The organism is Shewanella sp. AC91-MNA-CIBAN-0169, from assembly GCF_040310165.1.
Classification (GTDB): domain Bacteria; phylum Pseudomonadota; class Gammaproteobacteria; order Enterobacterales; family Shewanellaceae; genus Shewanella.
In genome coordinates this window covers 28,677-50,789 of sequence record NZ_JBEOPM010000003.1, presented here as the reverse complement: position 1 = coordinate 50,789, position 22,113 = coordinate 28,677, and the positions used below count along the sequence as shown (strand labels likewise).

Genomic DNA, 22,113 nt, shown 5'->3' with positions numbered 1-22,113 from the left:
CTTAGTGAACACACTAACATATCCCAATCAAAAATCGAGTCGAAAACCTTATGAGTAAGATACGTATAGAATATGACAGCATGGGGAAAGTTCAGGTGCCAGATGATGTTTATTACCAGGCGCAAACTCAACGTGCACGAGATAACTTTCAGTTTTCTGAGCGACGCTTTCCGTCGCTAGCAATACTCGCCCTACTCGACATAAAATCAGCTGCAGCACAGGCTAATAGCCAACTCGGCTTGTTAGATAACGCTATGGCCAAAGCAATTCAACAAGCGATTATCGCCAGTAAGAAGCTTGATTTTTCGCAGCACTTTCCAATTGATTTGTTCCAAACAGGCTCTGGCACCAGTTCTAATATGAATGTTAATGAGGTGATTGCCAGCCTCGCTAGCGACATTTTACAGGCAAAAGTTCATCCTAATGATCATATTAATATGGGTCAAAGCAGTAACGATGTGGTGCCCGCCTGTATTCATATTAGTACGGTTAGGCAATTAAAGGGCTTATTATATCCGGCCATTCAGGGCTTAAGTGACAGATTAACGTTTTTGGCCGATGAGTATTCAAATACAGTCAAAACTGGTCGCACCCATTTAATGGACGCCATGCCGATTACACTTGGCCAAGAACTGCAATGCTGGCAACAACAGCTAAACGGTGCTCAAGCTAGGGTACAGCAAGTAGCGCTGAGCCTGCATCATTTGCCATTGGGCGGCACTGCGGTGGGCACTGGCGTTAATTGTGACCCCAATTTTGCCAAACTTGCATGTGATGATTTACAACAGCAAGATCAGATCCCTTGGCAGGCGGCGCCAATCCCTGCGTTGTATATGAGTAGCCAAGATCACACCTTAGCCATGGCTTCGGCGCTCAAAGGGTTAGCGGTTACGTTATTGAAAATCGCCAATGATTTACGCTGGATGAACTCTGGCCCTGTTGCAGGACTACAAGAAATTAGCTTAACGGCGCTGCAACCGGGCTCATCGATAATGCCCGGTAAGGTTAACCCCGTTATCCCAGAAGCCGTAGCCATGATTGCCGCTGAAGTCATCGGCAATGAAGCAACCATCACCATCGCGGCACAATCGGGTAATTTTCAGTTGAATGTGATGCTGCCACTGATTGCCGACAAACTACTGTCCAGTATTGATTTATTAACCCATGCCTGCCAAGCCATGACCGATAAAGTGTTTGCCGAATTTAAGCCCAATGCAGAACATTTGACCCAGGCATTAGAGAAAAACCCCATTCTAGCTACCGCACTTAATTCAGTAGTGGGGTACGATATGGCCGCAAAAATTGCTAAACGAGCAGATAAAGAACATAAATCAGTATTAGCCATTGCGCTTGAAGAAACCGATTTAGACGAAGATAAACTCCAAGCGATACTCGACCCGTTGCATCTGGCAAAACCTAATGAATAACAGCCACCAAACTGACAATAGTTGGGTGAATAACATAAATTTGAGATTGAAGATGTTAGCTGTTAGATGTTAGATGTTAGCCATCACTCAAGTCGGTAAAAGTGCAATGGTGAATGAAAAATCGTGAGTAGTGAGTCGTAAGAAGTCTGCCGATATCCGTTGTCTCAGTGATATCGGCGGTAAACGTTATGACTCGTCATCTAGCGTCATTGCCTCTTTTATTTCATCACTGCCAAATCCTTTACGGGATAAATAGGCATACGCTTTCGACTTTTCTTTATAGTCCGCTAAGTTATAGCGTTTCTTAGCCAGTTCATTTTTGCAGCTTTGATAAAAATCGACGTCTTCTGTTAGCGTTAGTTGGTACAAGGTTTCTTCAAAGTCGCTTACATCAATCAGTCGCTGCTTTAATTCCTGCAAGATAAGGGTTTTACCTTTGCCTTTATTAAACAGTTTGATTATTTCAGTGGTTAAATCGGCTTTGTCGGCTTTGAGGGCTAATTTACTGCGCAGGGTTTCACGTTGTGGATGTTGTGCTAATGCGTGATCAATTTCAGCCCGAGAGAAACCTTTTGTGGTCATCTGGGAATAGACTTTTTCTATGTTGGTACCATAGAAATTTTCAAACCGACTCAGCAATCGCGATGTGGCTAACTCAAAAAGGTCCACTGTTTGCTCGTGCATCACTTGCTCAATCGCGGTATCAATCTCTGTAGCACTTACGCCGCGCAGCTGTAACTTACGTCTTATGGCACCAATACCGATTTCGTTACTAAAAGCTAACTCGCAGTAACGTACCGCAAAGTCAAAATCACTTTTTAAATAACCGCCCTCGATGAGTCTGGCGAGTACGGTATCAATCCATTGTTGATTGTCGGTTTTACGCTCAAGCTTGGTGCGAATTTCGTTAATGGTAAAGTCTTGCTGGCCAAGATGCCAATAAGCACTATTAAAAACGTTATCGATGGTTTTGGCTTGACGTAGTGGTGGACGCTGCATAAAAATTAATCTTACCTTAACATAATCAAAATGAGTGTAGCAGTTCAGTCAGTTATTGAGAAAGATCTAGATATTTCATTGTTTAAATGATTTAAAAAACCGCCTTTATAGTGAATGGAATACAGATTTTTAAATGGATTATAGAGTTATTTATTGATGAAGACTTGTTGTACTAAAGCTGCATCATTAGTCACTTAGCAGCATTATCCGCAACGGAACATCAATGGATAGAAGATCTTTATACTCGAGTCATAAGACGATTATTGCTTGTCTATTTGACGTTGCTGAACTGGCGGTGACAGCCGCTAATAACCTTAATAGATAATCTGCTGTCCCCCAAGCATTTATTGCGATATCGATTGGTAACAATACAGAAGCCAGAAAATATTTTAGATCGAAAAAAATATGATCCTCACAACCCCTCAAGGGCGTATCTATAGATGTTAGGATTGTTGAATTAAGGCGCTTGTATCTGATGACATCCACCCATCTATATTAGGTGTATGGATCACAGATTTGTGATTTTTGAGCTATCGACAAGTAACAAAACAGTTAAACATGTAAATAAACAGTATAGATATTGTTCGAATTCAAGTTTATTTAATAATTCCGCTGTTTTACTACTCTGATTTACTTTCAATCAATAGCGCCTTCTTGTTATTCTCCTGCCAATGAAAATCGTCAGCTGGATCTATTGATTCAACTACCCACTCCTTTGAGCTCGTTTGGAATCGTTTCTTGAATCTAACTCTTTGCCGATACCTAGCTAAGCCGCTTAATCGCATCGCAAGGCTGTCTAAATTGAGTAAAGCACATTTAACGTTGTGTTTCGGGTTACTGTTGCTGCAACCCTTAGCTGATTCATTATCTATGTCGATGGGGCATGTCGTCGATATCAGTGAATTTATTGCCGTTGTTGACACTTTACTAGCTGAAGTTATGGGCGCTAGCTTTCTGGGCCTACTAATATTAAACCCATTGGTGATCGAGCAATTTTGGCGTTTATTCAATCTCAATTCTACATTTTGTAATCTTCTTGCTCTTAGCTACGCGCTAAGTGCCTTATCTGTTGTTGCCCCTAAATCCCTTGAATACACGGCACATGGTTGCCGCGCCCCTCCTCTACAAGCTTAAATATTTTAATTTAAATACATCATTCGCAAAATCTATATTGCCTTAAGACGTACGCCAAAATCACTGTTAATTGATTTGAGCGAGTCCTTTGGTGCAGTTATTTGCATTCGATGATTATTCTGCAACTGCCGATCCCCCAATTGGTAGCGTAGTAAGCTTTTAAGGTGAGAGGAATCTTCCTTTGTTAATTCGAAATTTAAGTAAACCAGCGCTAGCTGCATTAGCATTTATGCTCGCAGGCTGTGAAGGCGGCGTGCTGGATCCCAAGGGTCAAATCGGTATAGATGAGAAGCATCTCATTATTGTGGCGACATTACTGATGCTGATTGTGGTTATTCCGGTGATTTTCATGACCTTGTATTTTGCCTGGAAATACCGTGATGGCCGCGATGAAGAAATTTATGCACCTAAATGGGCGCACTCAACCGCTATTGAAATTGTGGTGTGGGTTGTACCAATTGTTATCGTGATCATTCTTGGTGTTATCACTTGGAATTCGACCCATGACTTAGACCCCTATAAACCGCTTGTTCATGATGCTAAACCGGTAAAAGTTGAAGTGGTGTCACTGGATTGGAAATGGTTATTTATTTATCCAGAATATGGTATTGCTTCGGTTAACGAATTGGCCTTCCCTGCGAACGTGCCGGTTAACTTCAAAATCACTTCAGACACGGCAATGAATTCATTTTTCATTCCGCAGTTAGGCAGTCAAATCTACTCAATGGCTGGCATGGCGACCAAGTTACACCTTATCGCAAACGAGCCTGGTACTTTTAAAGGTATTTCAGCTAACTACAGTGGCGCTGGTTTTGCGGGCATGAAGTTTAATGCCATTGCGACTGCAACAGCCGGCGATTTTGATGCGTGGGTTGCCAAAATAAAACAACAAGGGAATACCTTGGATGTTGAGCAATATGAGCAACTAGCTCAAAAGAGCGAAAATAATCCTGTTCAATATTATGGGTCAGTGCAAAAAGGCATGTTTAACCACATTGTTATGCAATACATGCACCCTGACTCGAATATGAAACCAATGGACAGTATGGAAGGCATGGAAGGTATGCATGACATGGGCAACATGAAATCAATGTCTGGTATGGAACATACCGAACATATGAAAGATATGCAGCATATGAAAGACATGGACGCTGAACAACATTCTGGACTTTCATCCCCTACACACTCAACCACAGAGCACTCTTCGACTGCTTCTGGGGAGGCGGAGTAATCATGTCATTTCTTGGAAAATTAACACTCGAGTCTATTCCGTATCATGAACCCATTATTATGGTGACCCTAGCGGCTGTCGCCATTATTGGTGTCATCATTGCGGCCTTAATTACTAAACATCAAAAATGGGGCGTGCTTTGGCACGACTGGTTAACCTCGGTTGACCACAAAAAACTCGGTATTATGTATATCGTATTAGCGATGGTAATGCTGGTCCGTGGTTTTTCTGACGCGATTATGATGCGAACTCAGCAAGCACTTGCCACTAACGGCGCTGCGGGCTATTTACCACCAGAACATTACGACCAAATCTTCACAGCCCACGGCGTGATCATGATTATCTTTATGGCAATGCCATTTATGATTGGTCTGATGAACTTGGTCGTGCCATTACAGATTGGTGCTCGCGATGTCGCATTCCCATTCTTAAACAACTTAAGTTTTTGGCTAACCACCTCTGGCGCGGTGTTAATTAACATATCGCTAGGACTCGGTGAGTTTGCTAAAACCGGTTGGGTAGCTTATCCGCCATTGTCTGAGCTGGCATACAGTCCGGGGGTGGGGGTTGATTATTATATCTGGGCCTTGCAGATATCCGGTATCGGGACAACCTTAACTGGGGTGAACTTTATCGCCACCGTGTTAAAAATGCGTGCACCTGGCATGAAGCTAATGCAAATGCCTATTTTCACTTGGGCCTGTACTTGGGCTAACGTGTTAATCGTTGCATCATTCCCAATTTTAACCGCTGTTTTAGGCATGTTGACCTTAGACCGTTATTTAGATTTCCACTTCTTTACCAATGATGGTGGCGGTAACGCCATGATGTACATCAACCTGTTTTGGGCTTGGGGTCATCCTGAAGTATACATTTTGGTATTACCGGCTTTCGGTATTTTCTCTGAAGTGTTTTCAACCTTTACCTCAAAGCGTTTATTTGGTTACACCTCAATGGTGTGGGCAACCGGTGCGATTTCGGTGCTTGGTTTTATTGTGTGGTTACACCATTTCTTTACCATGGGTTCAAGCGCTAACGTTAACGCCTTCTTCGGCGTAATGACCATGGTGATTGCGGTGCCGACCGGGGTAAAACTGTTTAACTGGCTATTTACCATTTATCGCGGCCGTTTACGTTTTACCGTGCCAGTATTGTGGTCTTTAGGCTTTATGGTGACCTTCACCATCGGCGGCATGACCGGGGTATTGTTAGCATTACCTGGTGCCGATTACGTACTGCATAACAGCTTGTTTTTAATCGCCCATTTCCATAACACCATTATTGGTGGTGCGGTATTTGGTTACATGGCTGGTTTTGCTTACTGGTTCCCTAAAGCGATGGGTTTCACACTCAATGAACGCTTAGGTAAGGCATCATTTTGGTGCTGGCAAATTGGCTTCTATGTGGCCTTTATGCCGTTGTACGTGCTTGGTTTTATGGGCATGACACGTCGTATTAACCACACCGACAACCCAGCGTGGAACTTCTGGCTTTACTTTGCCGTAGTCGGCGCATTTATCATTCTTGTGGGTATTATTTTACAGTTTGTCCAATTGTATGTGAGCTTCCGTGACCGTGAGCAAAACCTGGATACCACAGGCGATCCATGGAATGGCCACACGCTTGAATGGTCAACATCTTCACCCCCACAGTTTTATAACTTTGCTCAGTTAGATCCTGTAACTGACATTGATGCGTTCACCGACATGAAAGAAAAAGGCACTGCCTATCAACGTCGTGAAACATACCAGCCGATCCACATGCCTAAAAATACTGCCAGCGGTATTGCTATGGCCGCGTGTATTACGGCCATGGGCTTTGCTGCTATTTGGCATATTTGGTGGTTAGCCATTGTCGGTTTTGCCGGTACGTTTGTGTTGTTTTTACTGCGCGCTTACGACAATGACGTTGACTATTACGTGCAGCCAGATGAAGTCGCACGTATTGAAAATGCACACTTAGATAACGTAGCAAGGGGCCGATAATGAGTATTGCTATTCAAGCAGATTTACACGTGGCTCACGCTGCAGATCACCATGATGATCATCATGACACTAGCGGTAACACCTTGTTCGGTTTTTGGATTTATCTAATGACCGACTGTATTTTGTTCGCCTCTGTGTTTGCGACTTATGCGGTGTTGTTTATGAACACCGACGGTGGTGTGTCGGGTAAAGATATTTTCGAATTAGATTTCGTGCTTATCGAAACCGCCGCCTTGTTGGTCAGTAGTATTACTTATGGCTTTGCCATGATTTGCGCAAGACACCAAAAGAAAGCTGCAACTTTAGGCTGGTTATTAATCACCTTTGCGTTGGGTTGTGTGTTTATCGCGATGGAAGTGTACGAATTTCATCACTTAATTGAACATGGCAATGGCCCAGATCGCAGCGCCTTTTTATCAGCATTTTTTGCCTTAGTTGGCATGCATGGCTTGCATGTTACCGCGGGCTTAATTTGGATGCTGATCATGATGGTCGAAGTCGTCAAGTGCGGTTTAAATAATCGCAGCATCACCCGCTTGAGTTGCTTAAGTTTGTTTTGGCATTTCTTAGACATCGTGTGGGTGTGTGTGTTTACCGTTGTTTATTTGTTAGGAGTCTTGTGATGAGCAATGCACATTCAAGTCATGCCGAGGGCGACTTTGGCGCTAGCGTTAAGTCATATTTAGTCGGCTTTGTATTATCAGTGATCTTAACCGGTATTCCATTTTGGTCGGTAATGACTCACAGCTTTGATCATGACACCACCTTATGGATTGTCGTCGCTGCGGCTATCGTGCAAATCGTGGTGCACTTGAAATACTTCCTCCATTTAGATTTTTCTAAAGAAGGCAGAATCAATACATTCTCGTTCTTATTCACGGCCTTGATTATTGTCATGGTTGTGGGTTTGTCTGTGTGGATTATCTACGCAGCCAATGAATTGATGATGTAACCGACAGCTAGCATGAATAATCAAGGTCAATCTATGTCAGCACAATTAACCTCACGCTTACGAGGATATGTTCAGGTAACCAAACCAGGCATCATCATGGGCAATTTAATTTCTGTCGCAGGCGGCTTTTTACTCGCGGCTCAAGGCAATGTTGATATGACCTTGATGTTTGCCACCATGATAGGTTTATCTTTGGTGGTAGCGTCGGGTTGCGCAATCAATAACTGCATTGATCGCGACATCGACGCCAAGATGAAGCGTACTCGAAACCGAGTTACCGTTACCGGTGAAATATCAGTACAAGCGGTATTGAGCTTTGGTATTGGTTTGGGTGTTGTAGGCTTTACCATGCTGGCGATATTCACTAATAGCTTAGCGGTGTTATTTGCCGCCATTGGCTATGTGGTTTATGTCGGGGTGTACAGCCTGTACATGAAACGCAACTCGGTTTACGGCACCCTAGTAGGCAGTTTTTCGGGTGCCGTGCCACCGGTCGTTGGCTATTGTGCGGTCACCGGGCAAATGGACATGGGCGCAATTATTTTGCTGCTGATGTTTAGCCTATGGCAAATGCCCCACTCTTATGCGATTGCGATTTTTCGCTTTGACGACTACGCCGCTGCTAATATTCCGGTATTACCGGTTGCCCAAGGCATGGCTAAAGCTAAGTTGCATATCGTGTTGTACATTGCTGTTTTTGCATTGGTTAGCGCACTATTACCGCTGGCGGGTTACACAGGTATTGCCTTTATGGCCGTGACCTTTGCCACCAGTTTATGGTGGCTAGCGATGGCGTTAAAAGGTTATCGTCGCGGCATCAATTTGCAGTCTTGGGCTAGACAAGTATTTGGATTTTCCATTATTACCATTACCGCATTAAGCGTGACCATGGCATTGGACTTTCAAGTAGTAACCTAAGCGCCTTTACTTACATTGGTGCCATAAGTGACTAAGCTCAGTAAAAGGCTAAGTTCAATAAAAGGCTAAACTCAATCAAGGCTTCAAGCCCGTGGCATTATGCTGCGGGCTTTTTTATTTGATAAATCCGCATTAAAGACTAAGGTTTAAGACTGATTAAAATTACCGCATGCAATTCTATTTTTCGTTTTTAACCGCATCATCAAACATAAAGGGATCTTATGTTTACCGTGTTAACAGGCAACAAACCCGACATCCCGTCGCTTAGCTCAATAAGCCTCATTCCCTTCCTGCTGACCGGCTGTTTACTGTTGGCAAACCCACTGCAAGCTAGCGAGAAACCGACGATCCAAGAAGCAAAAAACAACGTATTTGGTGATTGGGTAATCAACACACCTGAACGTATTACCTTGTTGCAGTTAAATCATAATCGCAGCTACTTACACCTAGAACTTAACTTAAGCGCGCCACAAAATAGCGTTGCAGAATGGGGACGCTTGGATCTGCAATCAACAACTGCTAACTTTATCCCTAGCTACAGCAATAATGCCCAACAAGGATTAGCCGCATATCAATTCGAGTATCCGCAATTAAACATGACGCTGACATCACAGTCGTTACAACTCGCCTTAACCATAGATACCAATGCCGATAGCATTGCGGATGAGCAACATCAGTATGGCTTCACCCCAAACCAATCGGTCTATGGTGTATGGCATCAATTGTCTACCCCAGCGCTGAGTAGCTTGGTACTGCTCGACAATGGCTATTACGCCATGGTGAACATTAACCTACACCAAGACCCACAAGCCAATGAGCACGTCACTCACTTACAATGGGGACGGTTTGAATTACACCAAAATCAGCTAACCTTTGAGCCCGTTTTTAATAGCCATCTCCAACACACATCTAACTTACCCAGTACTAGTCCCAGCATGGTTTATCAGCCTAGCAAACAGCAATTGGCATTATCGTTTAGCGTAGATACTGGTAATTTAACTGACCATTTGTTGCTATTTAAGCGATAAACAAACATTTACAGCTATTTAGTTACAATTTCTGCCACAATCAGCTATTCAAATTCAAGCGATTACACTTCATACTGAGTCATTGCTGGTATCAATTTAGCGTTAAAAGGATATGTCATGGGCCAAGAAACCTCTAAGATTCTCGTTGTCGATGACGACATGAGATTACGTTCGTTATTAGAACGTTACTTAATTGAGCAAGGCTTCCAAGTTCGCAGCGCTGCCAATGCTGAACAAATGGATAGATTACTAGAGCGCGAAAACTTTCATCTACTGGTGCTCGACCTCATGCTACCCGGTGAAGATGGTTTGTCGATTTGTCGCCGTTTACGTCAGCAAGAGAACCCTATCCCGATTGTGATGCTAACCGCTAAAGGCGATGAAGTTGATCGTATTATTGGCCTAGAGCTAGGCGCTGATGACTATTTACCTAAACCGTTTAATCCACGTGAATTATTAGCACGTATTAAAGCGGTTATGCGTCGTCAAATTGTTGAAGTACCAGGCGCACCAGCTCAGCAAGAAGAAATGATTGAGTTTGGCGAGTTTTCGCTAAATTTAGCCACTCGTGAAATGTTTCATGGCGATGAAAGTATTGCCCTGACCAGTGGTGAATTTGCCGTACTTAAAGTGCTGGTAAACCATCCTCGAGAGCCACTATCACGTGACAAATTAATGAACCTGGCCCGTGGCCGTGACTACTCTGCCCTTGAGCGTTCAATCGATGTTCAGGTGTCACGTCTACGCCGTTTAATTGAAAAAGATGCCGCTAACCCACGTTATATTCAAACGGTTTGGGGTTTAGGTTATGTATTTGTACCCGACGGCACCACGCGTAAGTAATCCATGAAACTCAAGTTAAAATGGTGGCAACGCTTCTTGCCCAGAAGCGCTTTTAGTCAAACCGTATTGTTGATTGGCAGCTTACTGTTGATCAATCAATTAGTGTCATATTGGTCTGTCGCCGTTTACTTTATCAAGCCCAGTTATGAGCAAATTAACCAACTGATTGCCCGCCAAATCAATATACTATTTGTTGATGGGGTTGATGTTGGTCGTGAACATCTCACCATGGTGGATGCCTTAAACGCCAAAGTGCGTGACGATGGCATGACCGTTTATAACCAAAAACAAGCGCAAGAAGCCGGACTCGGCCAAGCCACTTATTACAGTTTCTTGTCAGAACAAATGTCGGTTTATCTTGGCGGCGAAGCTGAAGTGCGTTTTTCGCAAGGTGAAAAGCTCGATGTGTGGATTAAACCGCCACAAGCCCCTTCTTTATGGATTAAAGTGCCGCTCACAGGTATTAATGAATCAGACCTGTCTCCACTAACATTATATTTACTGGTGATTGGCGGGCTCAGTGTCGCCGGTGGCTGGCTGTTTGCCCGCAGACAAAATCGTCCGCTTAAACGCTTACAAAAAGCGGCAGTAACCGTGTCTAAAGGCGATTTCCCTCCGACGTTACCATTGATTGGTTCAACCGAAATTGTTGAAGTTACTCATGCCTTTAACCAAATGGCCAATAGCATGAAGCAGCTTGAGCAAGACCGCGCCTTGCTAATGGCAGGGATTTCACATGATCTACGCACGCCATTGACTCGCATACGCTTAGCGTCAGAAATGATGGTAGAAGACGACCAATATTTGAAAGAAGGCATTGTCACTGATATTGAAGACATGGATGCGATTATTAATCAATTTATTGCTTATATTCGTAACGACCAAGAAGGCATACGTGAACCCGACCAAATTAATCGTTTGATCCAAGAAATCAGCCAACAAGAGTCACACCGCGAAGGCACCATTGAGTTATCTCTGGCTGACTGTCCCGAAATAGCCATCAATAGTGTGGCGATAAAACGCGTATTAAGTAACTTAGTCGAAAACGCATTCCGCTATGGTAACGGGTGGATAAAAATCAGCTCATATAATCAAGGTCAATACTTGTGCTTTAGTGTAGAAGACAATGGCCCTGGTATTAATGAAGACCAAGTTGAACAGCTCTTTCAACCCTTTACTCAAGGCGATACCGCACGTGGCAGTGTTGGTTCAGGCCTAGGACTGGCGATTATTAAACGCATTATCGACCGTCATCACGGCAAAGTTAAACTGTCTAATCGCCCTCAAGGTGGCTTAAAAGCGCAAGTGTGGCTGCCGTTAATCGACAAAAACCTCTACAACTAACAACGGCCATATTTCACCACCCACATGACTCAACTCATAGATAAAGTGAAGTCACGAAAGACTGTAACATTAGTGCCATAAAATACACATATTGGCATTTATGTGAACTCATTTACCTATGAAGATATCAACCCTATCCCTTAGTGCATCCGCCTTATTATTAGTGCTTGCGGCATTACTCGCTGCCACTGTGTTATGGAGTAACCAACAACGACAAACGAGTGAAAAATTAAACCTCGATTTACAACATATTCAACATACCTTTCAATATGATGTTCGCCGGAATATTGATAGCTACTTACAAACAGGGCAAAGCAATTATCTCGAACAAGCCCGTAGTGATATAACCCGCATAACCGTCAATATTACCCAGTTACATTCTGCTCACCCACAGCTTGATAGTGCTTCACTGACCACCTTAATGACTCAATTAATTGGCGACTTAGACACTAAATACCGTGCAGCAGGAAAACTGGCCGGTAACCCACGCCAACTACTGGCTTTTGCTGAATCAGAAATGCTCGATTACAGCGGTAGTTTACATCGCTATGCCAAATCAGCTCCAAATGACTCAAATACCGCGCAGCAATATCTTACGCTTAGCCTTAAGTTACCCAGCTTAGTTTATCAATTATCACAGCAGACTCAGGCCTTATTGATTGATCAAGATACCGGAGTCAGTAATAGTCTTAATTTTTCAATAAAGGCCCTCAATACATGGCATGACGATTTGGAGAAGCTATCTTTGCTGGGTATTTATCGCACCGAAGAAGTGGATGAATTCGCCTTAGGTGATGACGAACCGGAACGTATTGAAACCGGTGAAACCCCACGGGCAGAATTACTCAGTTTGACCCAACGCTATAGCAAAGAAGTGAGTAATACCAAGCAAATGCTCAGCGATAATCAACAGGTACAAGCAGCGCTAATAAACGCCACCAGTCTAGTGGAACAACAACTGGTGACACTAGCCGACACGCAAGCCGTAACCGATGAACAACTTAAAATCCGTTTACAGTGGCTGCTATACACCATGGTGACATTGATAGCATTGTTTTCTATTGGTTATTTAGTATTACAACAACGTCGAGTCGTTAGCCCACTTAAACGTTTAAATCATGCTTTTTCAATGTTAAGCGAATCGAATCAACGTGAACCATTACCCGTGACCAGCCAATGCGAAACAGGCCAAATTGCGGCACACTTTAATCGCCTTTTACAGCGATTTGAACAAGATGACGAACAACAAAAAAGTAATATGGCACAGGTGTCTAACTCATTGAGTGAGCTAGTCGCCAAAATTGGTTTCTTATCAACTAGCACGCAACAAACGCAACATGTGGTACAACAAACGCAATCACAAACCGCTGATTTAATTACTCTTGCAAATGAAGTAAACCGGTCGTCTAGTTTAGTAACTGCCAGTGCAGAACAAACCATGCATGATATGCAAGCAAGCCAAAAAGAAGCCCAAGCGGTGTTAGATGCGACCGATCATACGTTAACCAAGGTCAATCAATGTAACCACTCACTAACCCAACTCAGTACATCAGTTAACGACGCGGCTAAAATTGTGGATGTTATTAGTAATATCGCCGACCAAACTAACTTATTGGCCTTAAATGCCGCCATTGAAGCCGCTCGTGCAGGTGAGCAAGGTCGTGGTTTTGCGGTGGTGGCCGATGAAGTGCGCAGTTTATCGCAACGGACTCAACAATCATTAAAAGACATAATGGCTATTTTCGAGCAACTAACCCGCTCTAACACAGCACTTAGCCACAGCGTAAACGACATCAGCGAAGCATCTGCACAGCAGAAAGGTCGAGCCCAGAGTTTGTTAGATGTTGCGTTGCAAGTACAACAGCAAGCTCAAGAGATGGCGAGCAGTGCGAGCCAAGGGAGTGAACATGCTAAGCAACAGGTGGGGCATCTTGATGAATTTGTCATCGCGATGGATAGCCTAATGCTGCATGCTAAAGATGCGTTTGAACAAAGTGAAACGATTGCGCTTGAGGTCAGTAACAGTGTCGATAATATTGAACAACACTTAGGCATCCGCGGATAATCAATACTGACAAATTTGCGGTATCGCTGTTTTAATCATAAAAATGGGCGCCATATTGGCGCCCATTTTACTGTACTGTTAAGTCTCTACTACTGAGACATATTATAGATTACAGTGCAGCCATTACCGCTTCAGCAGTGCTGACTTCAAATGACTTACCTTCCTCAACATTCAGTAAAGTCACCACGCCATTGTCGATCACCATCGCATAACGCTGTGAACGAACGCCACCAAAACCGGCGGTATCCATTTCTAAGCCTAACGCTTTTGCGAAGCTTGCATCACCGTCGGCTAGCATCATTAATTCAGAAGCATTTTGGGCTTCGCCCCATGCTTTCATTACGAATGCATCATTAACTGCAACACAAGCAATAAGGTCAACACCTTTAGCTTTAAACTCGTCTGCAAGTACAACAAAACCTGGCAAATGAGCTTCTGAACAGGTTGGTGTAAATGCACCTGGTACAGCAAACAATACCACTTTTTTACCGGCGAAAAGCTCAGTAACATCGTGATTAACCATGCCGTCTTTTGTCAGTTGGCTTAAGGTAGCTTTTGGTAAAGATTGTCCTGTAGCGATCATAATATTTCCTTGATTATTAGAGGCTATTAACCCTTGTTAAACAGAAAGGTTACCTTGGGGAAAATACCCTGCGACAACCCAAATACAAAATAAATAATACTGATTCACACAATATCGAGATCAATAACCCTAGCAGCAACCCAATGGCAATCGCCTCTGGTTTCAATAAAATCACATGGCTATAAGCCTGCCAGACCTCAGCTTGAATGTCTTTTTGTGGGGCTAATGCTATTTGCTGATAAGGACTATAACTGTGTTGATGAAAACGACTCAACGCTTCGGTGAGTGATGTATAACGTTGGTATATTGACTCAATACTTTCACCACCGGCACTAAACACCGGATCGTTATTTTGTTGATAGTGAAGGATAAGTTTACTGATGTCTCCAGCAAAAAAACGGTCTGCATCACGTTGAAATTCTGCCAAACTGAGTTTAGCTTCAAGCTGATGAGCTTCGAGTCGTTGGCCGTATTGTTCGACAAAAGCAGGGACTTGAATACCAATCAAGACACCACAAATAAACAACACTAAGCGAAAGTAATCCATTAAACGTCGTATCATGATGTCATCGAAAAATCAGTTGTAAATGAATCCTCAGAATATCACCAATTACGCAAGTAAGCATCTTGAATAAACAGATGTTAACTTACGTAATTGTGTGGCTTTTTTGAAAGTTTATGTGCCTAGCGACAAGCATCAAGGTGAGAGTGATACCTGCTTAGCATGGCTACTATCTAGGTTTACTCAACCAGTAATACCCCTTTATACATCTGCATTTGGCAATGAAACGGATACTCACCTTTGGCTAATGCTGGCAGCGAAATTACCACAGATTTATCCAGTGGTAGCTCTTCGCTAATGTCTAAGTCTGGAAATAACAAACTGGCCGAACACCCTGCTTTGTCTTGGCGTAAAAAGGTTAATTGCGTCGCGGTATTGGCCGGCACAGTTATCCTTGCTGGGGAGTAAACCCCGTCTTTAACCACAATAGCGTTACTTGCTTGATGAGTGGTCGCTTTGGGTTTATACAACCAAAACCACCAAACGATAATGGCAATTAATGCCACACAAAATAAATTAATTAATAGCATCATTCACTCCTAGTGTTGTTGAGGGCTAAAAAAGCGCAAACGATTGGCGTTGCTCACCACAGTTAATGATGAAAATGCCATCGCAGCACCAGCAACCACAGGGTTAAGTAATACGCCAAACACCGGAAATAACACCCCAGCAGCAAGCGGTATACCCGCCATATTGTAAATAAACGCGCCGACTAGGTTTTGTCTAATATTGCCTAAAGTCGCCTTACTCACCGCGATGGCATCTGCCAAACCGTGTAGAGATCCTCGCATTAGCGTTATGTCGGCACTTTCAATCGCGACGTCGGTTCCGGTGCCAATAGCAAAGCCAACATTGGCTAGCGCCAACGCAGGTGCATCATTAATGCCATCACCAGTCATGCCAACCACCTCACCTAATGCTTGTAATTCGGCCACTTTATTGGCTTTATCTTGCGGTAATACGTCGGCAAAAAAGTCATCGACACCCACTTTGGCAGCCACAGCTGCGGCTGTCGCGTGGTTATCTCCGGTAAGCATAATGACCTTAATGCCACTGCTTTTAAGCCTTGCTATGGCGGCAACAGAGTCTGCTTTAATCGGGTCAGCCACGGCAATCACTGCTGCGAGTTCACCGTCGATAGCAAAATACATTGGCGTTTTGGCGTCTGCTGCCAACGCTTGTGCTTGCTGTTGATAATCGCTTAAGACTATGCCTTTTTCGCGCATTAATTTTTCATTACCAAATAATAACTGAGTCGATTGATATTGGGCTTGAACGCCAAAGCCCGCTATTGCTGTGAACTGTTCAACATTAAATAACGCTAATCCCTTATCCGCTGCGGCTTGAACAACAGCTTGCGCAAGTGGATGCTCGGAATGTTGCTCAATACTTGCCGCCAGTTGCAATACTTGTTCTTGTTCGCGACCATTGACCACGATGATATCGGTGATTTTTGGTGCGCCTTCGGTAATCGTGCCGGTTTTATCTAAAATCATGGTGGTAATAGTCGATGCCGTTTGCAGAGCTTCACCATTACGAATAAGCACGCCAGATTCAGCGGCTTTACCTACACCTACCATCACCGACATGGGTGTTGCTAACCCTAACGCACACGGACAAGCGATGATTAAAATTGTCATCGCCGACACTATGGCGTATCCCACTGAGGGTTCAGGCCCAAAATTAAGCCATACCATGGCGCTGATAATGGCAATAATCATCATTGCAGGAACAAAATAGCTCGAAATAACATCTGCCATTCGACCAATTGGCGGTTTGGAGTTCTGCGCCCGCTTAACCATAGTAATAATGTGCGCCAAAGCGGTATCTTTACCGACACGTGTGGCGGTAAAAGTAAGTGATCCCAGTTTGTTTAATGTACCTGCGACCACATCATCATTAACGCTTTTTTCAACCGGAATAGGTTCACCCGTCAACATCGATTCATCAATAAAACTACTCCCCTCAACGACCACACCATCTACGGGAATTTTTTCACCTGGTCGAACACTGACTTTATCGTTTAATTGCACCAAGGCAATATCGATATCGACCGCTTTACCATTGCGGATCACTCTAGCCGTTTTAGCTTGTAAACCAATTAAGCGCTTAATCGCTGCCGAGGTTTTACCGCGCGCCTTGACCTCTAACGCGAGTCCAAGATTGATTAAACCAATGATCATCGCGGTTGCTTCAAAATAGACATGGCGCGCCATTTCTGGCAATAAATCTGGTGCAAATACCACCACCATAGAGTAAACCCACGCAGTGCCTGTTCCGAGCGCAATTAAGGTGTCCATATTGGCACTATGATGAGTAAATGATTTCCATGCGCCAGTATAAAAATGCTTGCCGGAGAAGAACATTATCCCTAAGGTCAGTACACCAATTGCTCCCCAAACCAGCTGTTGTATTGGGTTAGTAACGGTCATGTCACCAATAAACAAACCATAAATCATCAGTGGGATACCCACTGCCAATGCGACAATAGTGTGTTTTATTAGGCTTTTATAATATATTGCATCTGCCTGTTCTTTCTCATCAATAGCATCTGCACCACCTTGATCGTTAATCAAAATAGCGTGATAACCGGCTTTTTCAACGGCCTCAAGCAAACTAGCGACTTCAACCTCTCCGGTGACCATCACACTGCGATCGGCAAAGTTCATTTCAGCCTGCTCTACTTGCGCGACTGTTTTAAGTGCTTTCTCAATTTTGCCAACACAGCTGGCACAACCTGCACCCTCTATCAATAATTGTGTTGTTGTTTGGGTATTCATTACAAAGACTCCTTATCGCTAGCCTGGCAAGAGGTTTCATGATTTGGACCAAACCCCTCAATCAGGTGGCAAACCATGTTACCTGTGGGCGCCAACGCTGGCAGATTTTCCCACTCGTTGACTGCTTGTGTCAGCTTATTACGCAACTTTAACGTTTCATTGAACAGTAATTCCGTTTCGGCCAATTTTTGGCTAATAAGCTGCTTCACCATGGTACAAGCACTTTCACCGTGATCGGTTTTGGAAAAAATCACTTTAATTTCATCTACCGAAAAACCTAAGTTTCTGGCACTCATAATAAATCGCATCCGCGACACTTCTTTGTCACGATAGTATTTATAACCATTGCTAGGCGATTTTGTTGGTGCGAGCAGGCCGATTCGGGTGTAAAAACGAATTGTGTCTGTGGTAACACCCAATAACGTTGCGAGTTCACTTACTTGCATAATCACTCCTTGGGGTAACGACTGTATTAAATAATAAGATCTACATAAATAAATCTATTGAGTATATGCAACGACTGTAAACCTATGTCTTACACCTATGTCAAGTGGCCAATAACCCTGAAAATAAAAAACGCCAATATGAACACTCATGTCGGCGTGGATACTTGATATATAAATAATCTAATGGTGAGTGCAAACTGCGTGGGCACTTAAGCTATTGGCACATTCGCTGATAAATTATTGATCCCAATCGGGGCTAAAGTCAGGCGCCGCCACACGATGATTTCGGTCTAACTTATCAATTGCGGCCATGTCTACAGACGGGAGCGATAACGCTAATGAGGCAATATTAGCTTGAACATTTACCAGCTTAGTTGACGATGGAATAGTGACATAACCTTTTTGGCGCATCCACACTAATACCGCTTGGGCGGGTGTCATTTGGTGTTTCTTCGCAATCGCGACAATAGTGTCGTCGGTTAATACCGCACCATAGGCAAATGGCATATAACCAGTCACCATAATATTGTGCTGCTGACAAAATTCGACCAGTCGGTTATTTTGCAAATATGGATGTACTTCAACCTGATTAGTGAATATTGCGTCGGTACCTAAAATCTCAATCGCTTGTGTAACCTGGGCCATAGTGAAATTAGACACGCCAATGTGTTTCGCTAAACCAGCATCTTGCACCTCTTTTAATGCCAGTAAATACTCTCGCATAGGTACTGAATCATCGCGTAACGGCCAATGTATCAGTAACAAATCCACATAATCGGTTTGCAATAAAGCCAAGCTGTCATGCACGCTTTGAATAAGTTTGTCGTGGGCAAAACGATCCGTCCACACCTTAGTGGTGAGAAAAATATCTGCTCTTGCGATACCCGATGCCTTAATTGCATCGCCAACTTGTTTTTCATTGGCGTAAATCTGAGCGGTATCGATGTGACGAGAGCCTTGCTGTAACGCCATTAACACTGAATCAAATGCCTGTTGATCTTTCAGTCTGAAGGTACCTGTACCCAACAACGGAATAGTGGTCATATTGTCTTCCTAAAAACGGTATCTGAACTAACACTGTGCGCCAACTAGAAACAGAAATAAACAGCCAACGAGACAAATCTGTTTTGTTCAAATTGCAAATGTCGGTCAAAAGATCAAATCGCGCCCTTAGTTACAAGGTTAATCTCGGTTGAATAAACTCAATAAATGCAGAAATACGTCGCGCAACGATAGACAATGTGTAAAACACCGCATTCACTTGTTCACGCTCTATGTGAGTAAATTTATCCGACTGCAGTATGGGTACTAATCGACCCGCCGCTAGATCATTATTAGACAAGAAAACTAACGCTAGCAAGAATGCTCAAATGAGTATTCAAGCGAGTAGTTAAGGGGATAGTTAAGCAACGACATAAACATCGATACTCAATATCACGCTTATGTCGATTCAATAGATTAACGCTAATTTGAGGTCGTACCTGCGACTTGAAATTAGTCGTTAACATTATGCTCACAGCCAGATGTTACAAACTCCAGTCGGCTTTAGGTAAATGCTCCACAAACCAGTCAAATGCACGGCCTTGATGGTCTTTATGCCAAGCAATGTACAAACTTTGATTCGGTCTTGGAATTGAACACATTTTTTCAATCAACTCACCACTATCAAAGTAGCATTGCACCATGTGTCTGGGTACAAAACCAATACCTAGTCCTTGTAACTGTGCTGCTATCTTGGTTTCCATGGTGTTAACTTTAATCACTTGTTTGCTTTTAAAAAGGCCACTACTGCGAGTAGGTAAAAGTTGTGATGTATCGGCGACCACCACCGAAGCATAGTCAGTTAGTTTGTCGGCTTCTAATACGCCATCAACAAACGCCAATGGATGATATGGCGCAACCGCAAATACAAATTCAATTTCGCCTATTTTATGGGTTTGAAATACACCTCTTGGTAACTCACCAGACGCACCAATCACAATATCGGCGCGTCGGCTGTGCAATGCATCCCAACCACCACCTACGGCTTCAACATCGACACTAATGTCGACCGAGTGTTCTAGCTGATTAAATTGTTCAATTAATTGAAACAACGTCCCCTGGGGGATGACCGTGTCGCGTGATAGCCGAATTTCAGTTTCCCAACCAGACTCTAATTGCTGCACAGAATCAACCAACCGATTGGTTGCTAACAAAATCTGCCGCCCTTGCTCTAACACAATTTTACCTGCTGGCGTCAGTTGTGCTTTTTGCTTTGTGCGGTCAAATAACGCCGTGCCCATATCATCTTCAAGTTTTTTGATGGTGTAAGTCAGCGCTGACGGTACTCGATATAACGATGCCGCTGCAGCAGCAAAGCTGCCCTTACGTTCAATCGCATCTAGGGCACGTAATGCGTCAATAGTAATCGGATTTTGCATCAACTCTCCATATTCAAATAATTTGAACCTTTACGTCAGTTTATTCCGATTTTTTATTCAATCAAGTCTCAATATACTTCTTATCAACCAGTGAGAGAGGCTCACTAGAAACAATTAATGTTTAAATTTATTGAGGATATAGACCATGAAAGCACTCGTTAAACGCATCACAAACTCTACTGCAGGTTTTAGCACTTTGGCATTACGCTTACCTGTTGGGATTATTTTTATGGCTCACGGCGGCCAAAAACTGTTTGGTTGGTTTGGCGGTTATGGCCTTGAAGGTACAGGACAGTGGATGGCATCGATTGGGATTGAGCCCGGCGTGTTAATGGCTTTCTTAGCCGGTAGCGCTGAATTGGTTGGCGGACTGTTCATCTTATTGGGTTTATTGACTCGTCCAGCAGCGGTTGTATTAGCATTCACCATGATTATCGCCATTGCTAGCGTGCATATTAGCAACGGTTTATTTATGGCAAACAACGGTTATGAATTTGCGTTAGCACTATTGGCTGCCAGTGTGTCACTTGCACTATCAGGTTCAGGCAAAGTCGCGCTAGATAAAGCCATTGTAAGCAAACTGTCTTAATTTTCCGTACTGATCACTTATTCATTTAAACGATAGGAGTAACATTATGATTACCTTACGTCATGCAAGCGAGCGCGGAATAGCCAACTTTGGTTGGTTAGACAGCAAACACAGTTTTTCATTTGGCAGCTACTATGATCCACAACACATGGGCTTTTCAGCACTGCGAGTGATCAATGACGACAGTGTCACTCCTGGTGCCGGATTTGCCACTCACGGCCACCGTGACATGGAAATTATCAGCTACGTACTTGAAGGCTCTATCGCCCATAAAGACAGTGAAGGCAATGTTGAAGTATTGCCTGCAGGTGAGTTCCAATTAATGTCTGCTGGCAGTGGTATTACTCACAGTGAGTACAACGCATCCGCCACAGAGCCACTGAAGTTTTTACAAATTTGGATCCAGCCAAATGCTTTAGGTAATACACCTGGATATCAACAAAAAAACTTTGGTCAAGCAGTAGGACTAACCACGATTGCTACGCCAACGGGTGAAAACGGAACCTTGCAAATCAAGCAAAATGCAACATTGTCACAACTGATTTTGGCGCCTAAATCTGAAATAACCTATCAGATTGCGACTGACCGTAAAGTGTATGTTCATCAAGTCGCTGGCGAGCTCAATATTGAAGATCAACAGCTAAAAATAGGTGATGGCGCTAAACTCACCGACATGACCACGGTGACCTTGGTTAATCCATCGGACACTCAAGCAACTGCACTGATTTTTGATTTACCCTAGATGAGGTTAGTTGATAATTAAGCCTGTGATAGTGTTCCTTCACAGGCTTAATAGCTTCAACTTTA

Annotated in this window: 22 protein-coding genes; 13 read left to right on the top strand and 9 right to left on the bottom strand. The window is 43.4% G+C overall.

Going from position 1 to position 22,113, the window contains the following annotated elements:
* Positions 1-50 precede the first annotated feature (50 nt).
* Complete coding sequence (locus tag AAEY98_RS04275; RefSeq protein ID WP_101084854.1) at positions 51-1,427, top strand: lyase family protein; 1,377 nt, start codon at positions 51-53, stop codon at positions 1,425-1,427.
* A gap of 186 nt (positions 1,428-1,613) precedes the next feature.
* On the opposite strand, the gene AAEY98_RS04270 is transcribed toward AAEY98_RS04275, so the two are convergent.
* Positions 1,614-2,426 carry a RecX family transcriptional regulator gene (locus tag AAEY98_RS04270; protein ID WP_162022052.1) on the bottom strand — a complete coding sequence of 271 codons (813 nt, stop codon included), beginning with the start codon at positions 2,424-2,426 and terminating at the stop codon, positions 1,614-1,616.
* 801 nt (positions 2,427-3,227) lie between these two features.
* Between AAEY98_RS04270 and AAEY98_RS04265 the strand changes: the two genes are divergently transcribed.
* The 10 genes from AAEY98_RS04265 (at position 3,228) to AAEY98_RS04220 (ending at position 13,926) form a co-directional block, all read left to right on the top strand.
* Entirely contained in the window at positions 3,228-3,560 is a 333-nt protein-coding gene (locus tag AAEY98_RS04265; protein ID WP_351015185.1) for a hypothetical protein, read from the top strand.
* A gap of 181 nt (positions 3,561-3,741) precedes the next feature.
* Complete coding sequence (gene cyoA, locus AAEY98_RS04260; RefSeq protein WP_351015182.1) at positions 3,742-4,791, top strand: ubiquinol oxidase subunit II; 1,050 nt, start codon at positions 3,742-3,744, stop codon at positions 4,789-4,791.
* Positions 4,792-4,793: 2 nt separating this feature from the next.
* The gene (gene cyoB, locus AAEY98_RS04255) at positions 4,794-6,776 is read left to right on the top strand and encodes a cytochrome o ubiquinol oxidase subunit I (protein ID WP_123778776.1); all 1,983 of its coding nucleotides are present in this window, start codon (positions 4,794-4,796) and stop codon (positions 6,774-6,776) included.
* A complete protein-coding gene (cyoC, locus tag AAEY98_RS04250; RefSeq protein WP_162022049.1) occupies positions 6,776-7,399 on the top strand; it encodes a cytochrome o ubiquinol oxidase subunit III in 624 nt (207 codons plus the stop codon). Before cyoB ends, cyoC begins: the two co-directional genes overlap by 1 nt.
* Positions 7,399-7,728 (top strand): cytochrome o ubiquinol oxidase subunit IV, encoded by a 330-nt coding sequence (cyoD, locus tag AAEY98_RS04245; RefSeq protein WP_101084848.1) that lies wholly within the window; start codon positions 7,399-7,401, stop codon positions 7,726-7,728. The genes cyoC and cyoD overlap by 1 nt, the downstream gene beginning before the upstream one ends.
* Before the next feature lie 12 nt (positions 7,729-7,740).
* Positions 7,741-8,646, top strand: a complete 906-nt coding sequence (cyoE, locus tag AAEY98_RS04240; protein WP_101084847.1) for a heme o synthase — start codon at positions 7,741-7,743, stop codon at positions 8,644-8,646.
* 221 nt (positions 8,647-8,867) lie between these two features.
* Positions 8,868-9,674, top strand: a complete 807-nt coding sequence (locus AAEY98_RS04235) for a hypothetical protein (protein WP_182743400.1) — start codon at positions 8,868-8,870, stop codon at positions 9,672-9,674.
* A gap of 117 nt (positions 9,675-9,791) precedes the next feature.
* Entirely contained in the window at positions 9,792-10,517 is a 726-nt protein-coding gene (ompR, locus tag AAEY98_RS04230) for an osmolarity response regulator transcription factor OmpR (RefSeq protein ID WP_101084845.1), read from the top strand.
* 3 nt (positions 10,518-10,520) lie between these two features.
* Positions 10,521-11,861, top strand: a complete 1,341-nt coding sequence (envZ, locus tag AAEY98_RS04225; protein WP_101084844.1) for a two-component system sensor histidine kinase EnvZ — start codon at positions 10,521-10,523, stop codon at positions 11,859-11,861.
* Between the two features lie 118 nt (positions 11,862-11,979).
* Positions 11,980-13,926 (top strand): methyl-accepting chemotaxis protein, encoded by a 1,947-nt coding sequence (locus AAEY98_RS04220; protein ID WP_351015177.1) that lies wholly within the window; start codon positions 11,980-11,982, stop codon positions 13,924-13,926.
* Positions 13,927-14,035: 109 nt separating this feature from the next.
* On the opposite strand, the gene AAEY98_RS04215 is transcribed toward AAEY98_RS04220, so the two are convergent.
* The 8 genes from AAEY98_RS04215 to AAEY98_RS04180 all read right to left on the bottom strand — a co-directional run bounded on the left by AAEY98_RS04215 (position 14,036) and on the right by AAEY98_RS04180 (position 20,717).
* A complete protein-coding gene (locus tag AAEY98_RS04215; protein WP_101084842.1) occupies positions 14,036-14,509 on the bottom strand; it encodes a peroxiredoxin in 474 nt (157 codons plus the stop codon).
* Positions 14,510-14,558: 49 nt separating this feature from the next.
* On the bottom strand, positions 14,559-15,071 hold the full coding sequence (locus AAEY98_RS04210) for a DUF2937 family protein (protein WP_351015174.1): 513 nt from the start codon (positions 15,069-15,071) through the stop codon (positions 14,559-14,561).
* 179 nt (positions 15,072-15,250) lie between these two features.
* Positions 15,251-15,601 (bottom strand): cupredoxin domain-containing protein, encoded by a 351-nt coding sequence (locus AAEY98_RS04205; protein ID WP_162024249.1) that lies wholly within the window; start codon positions 15,599-15,601, stop codon positions 15,251-15,253.
* A gap of 9 nt (positions 15,602-15,610) precedes the next feature.
* Positions 15,611-17,851, bottom strand: coding sequence for a heavy metal translocating P-type ATPase (locus tag AAEY98_RS04200; protein ID WP_351015171.1), 2,241 nt, complete (start codon positions 17,849-17,851; stop codon positions 15,611-15,613).
* Entirely contained in the window at positions 17,851-18,297 is a 447-nt protein-coding gene (locus AAEY98_RS04195) for a MerR family transcriptional regulator (RefSeq protein ID WP_350977296.1), read from the bottom strand. The genes AAEY98_RS04200 and AAEY98_RS04195 overlap by 1 nt, the downstream gene beginning before the upstream one ends.
* Positions 18,298-18,534: 237 nt before the next feature.
* Entirely contained in the window at positions 18,535-19,341 is an 807-nt protein-coding gene (gene dkgB / locus AAEY98_RS04190) for a 2,5-didehydrogluconate reductase DkgB (RefSeq protein WP_351015168.1), read from the bottom strand.
* 130 nt (positions 19,342-19,471) lie between these two features.
* The gene (locus tag AAEY98_RS04185) at positions 19,472-19,657 is read right to left on the bottom strand and encodes a type 2 periplasmic-binding domain-containing protein (protein ID WP_351015165.1); all 186 of its coding nucleotides are present in this window, start codon (positions 19,655-19,657) and stop codon (positions 19,472-19,474) included.
* Positions 19,658-19,823: 166 nt separating this feature from the next.
* Positions 19,824-20,717, bottom strand: coding sequence for a LysR family transcriptional regulator (locus tag AAEY98_RS04180; protein ID WP_351015162.1), 894 nt, complete (start codon positions 20,715-20,717; stop codon positions 19,824-19,826).
* 145 nt (positions 20,718-20,862) lie between these two features.
* Here AAEY98_RS04180 and AAEY98_RS04175 point away from each other — a divergent pair, with 145 nt between their 5' ends.
* The gene (locus AAEY98_RS04175) at positions 20,863-21,306 is read left to right on the top strand and encodes a DoxX family protein (RefSeq protein WP_101084834.1); all 444 of its coding nucleotides are present in this window, start codon (positions 20,863-20,865) and stop codon (positions 21,304-21,306) included.
* 46 nt (positions 21,307-21,352) lie between these two features.
* Entirely contained in the window at positions 21,353-22,048 is a 696-nt protein-coding gene (locus AAEY98_RS04170; RefSeq protein WP_162022041.1) for a pirin family protein, read from the top strand.
* The last annotated feature ends 65 nt before the right edge of the window (positions 22,049-22,113 follow it).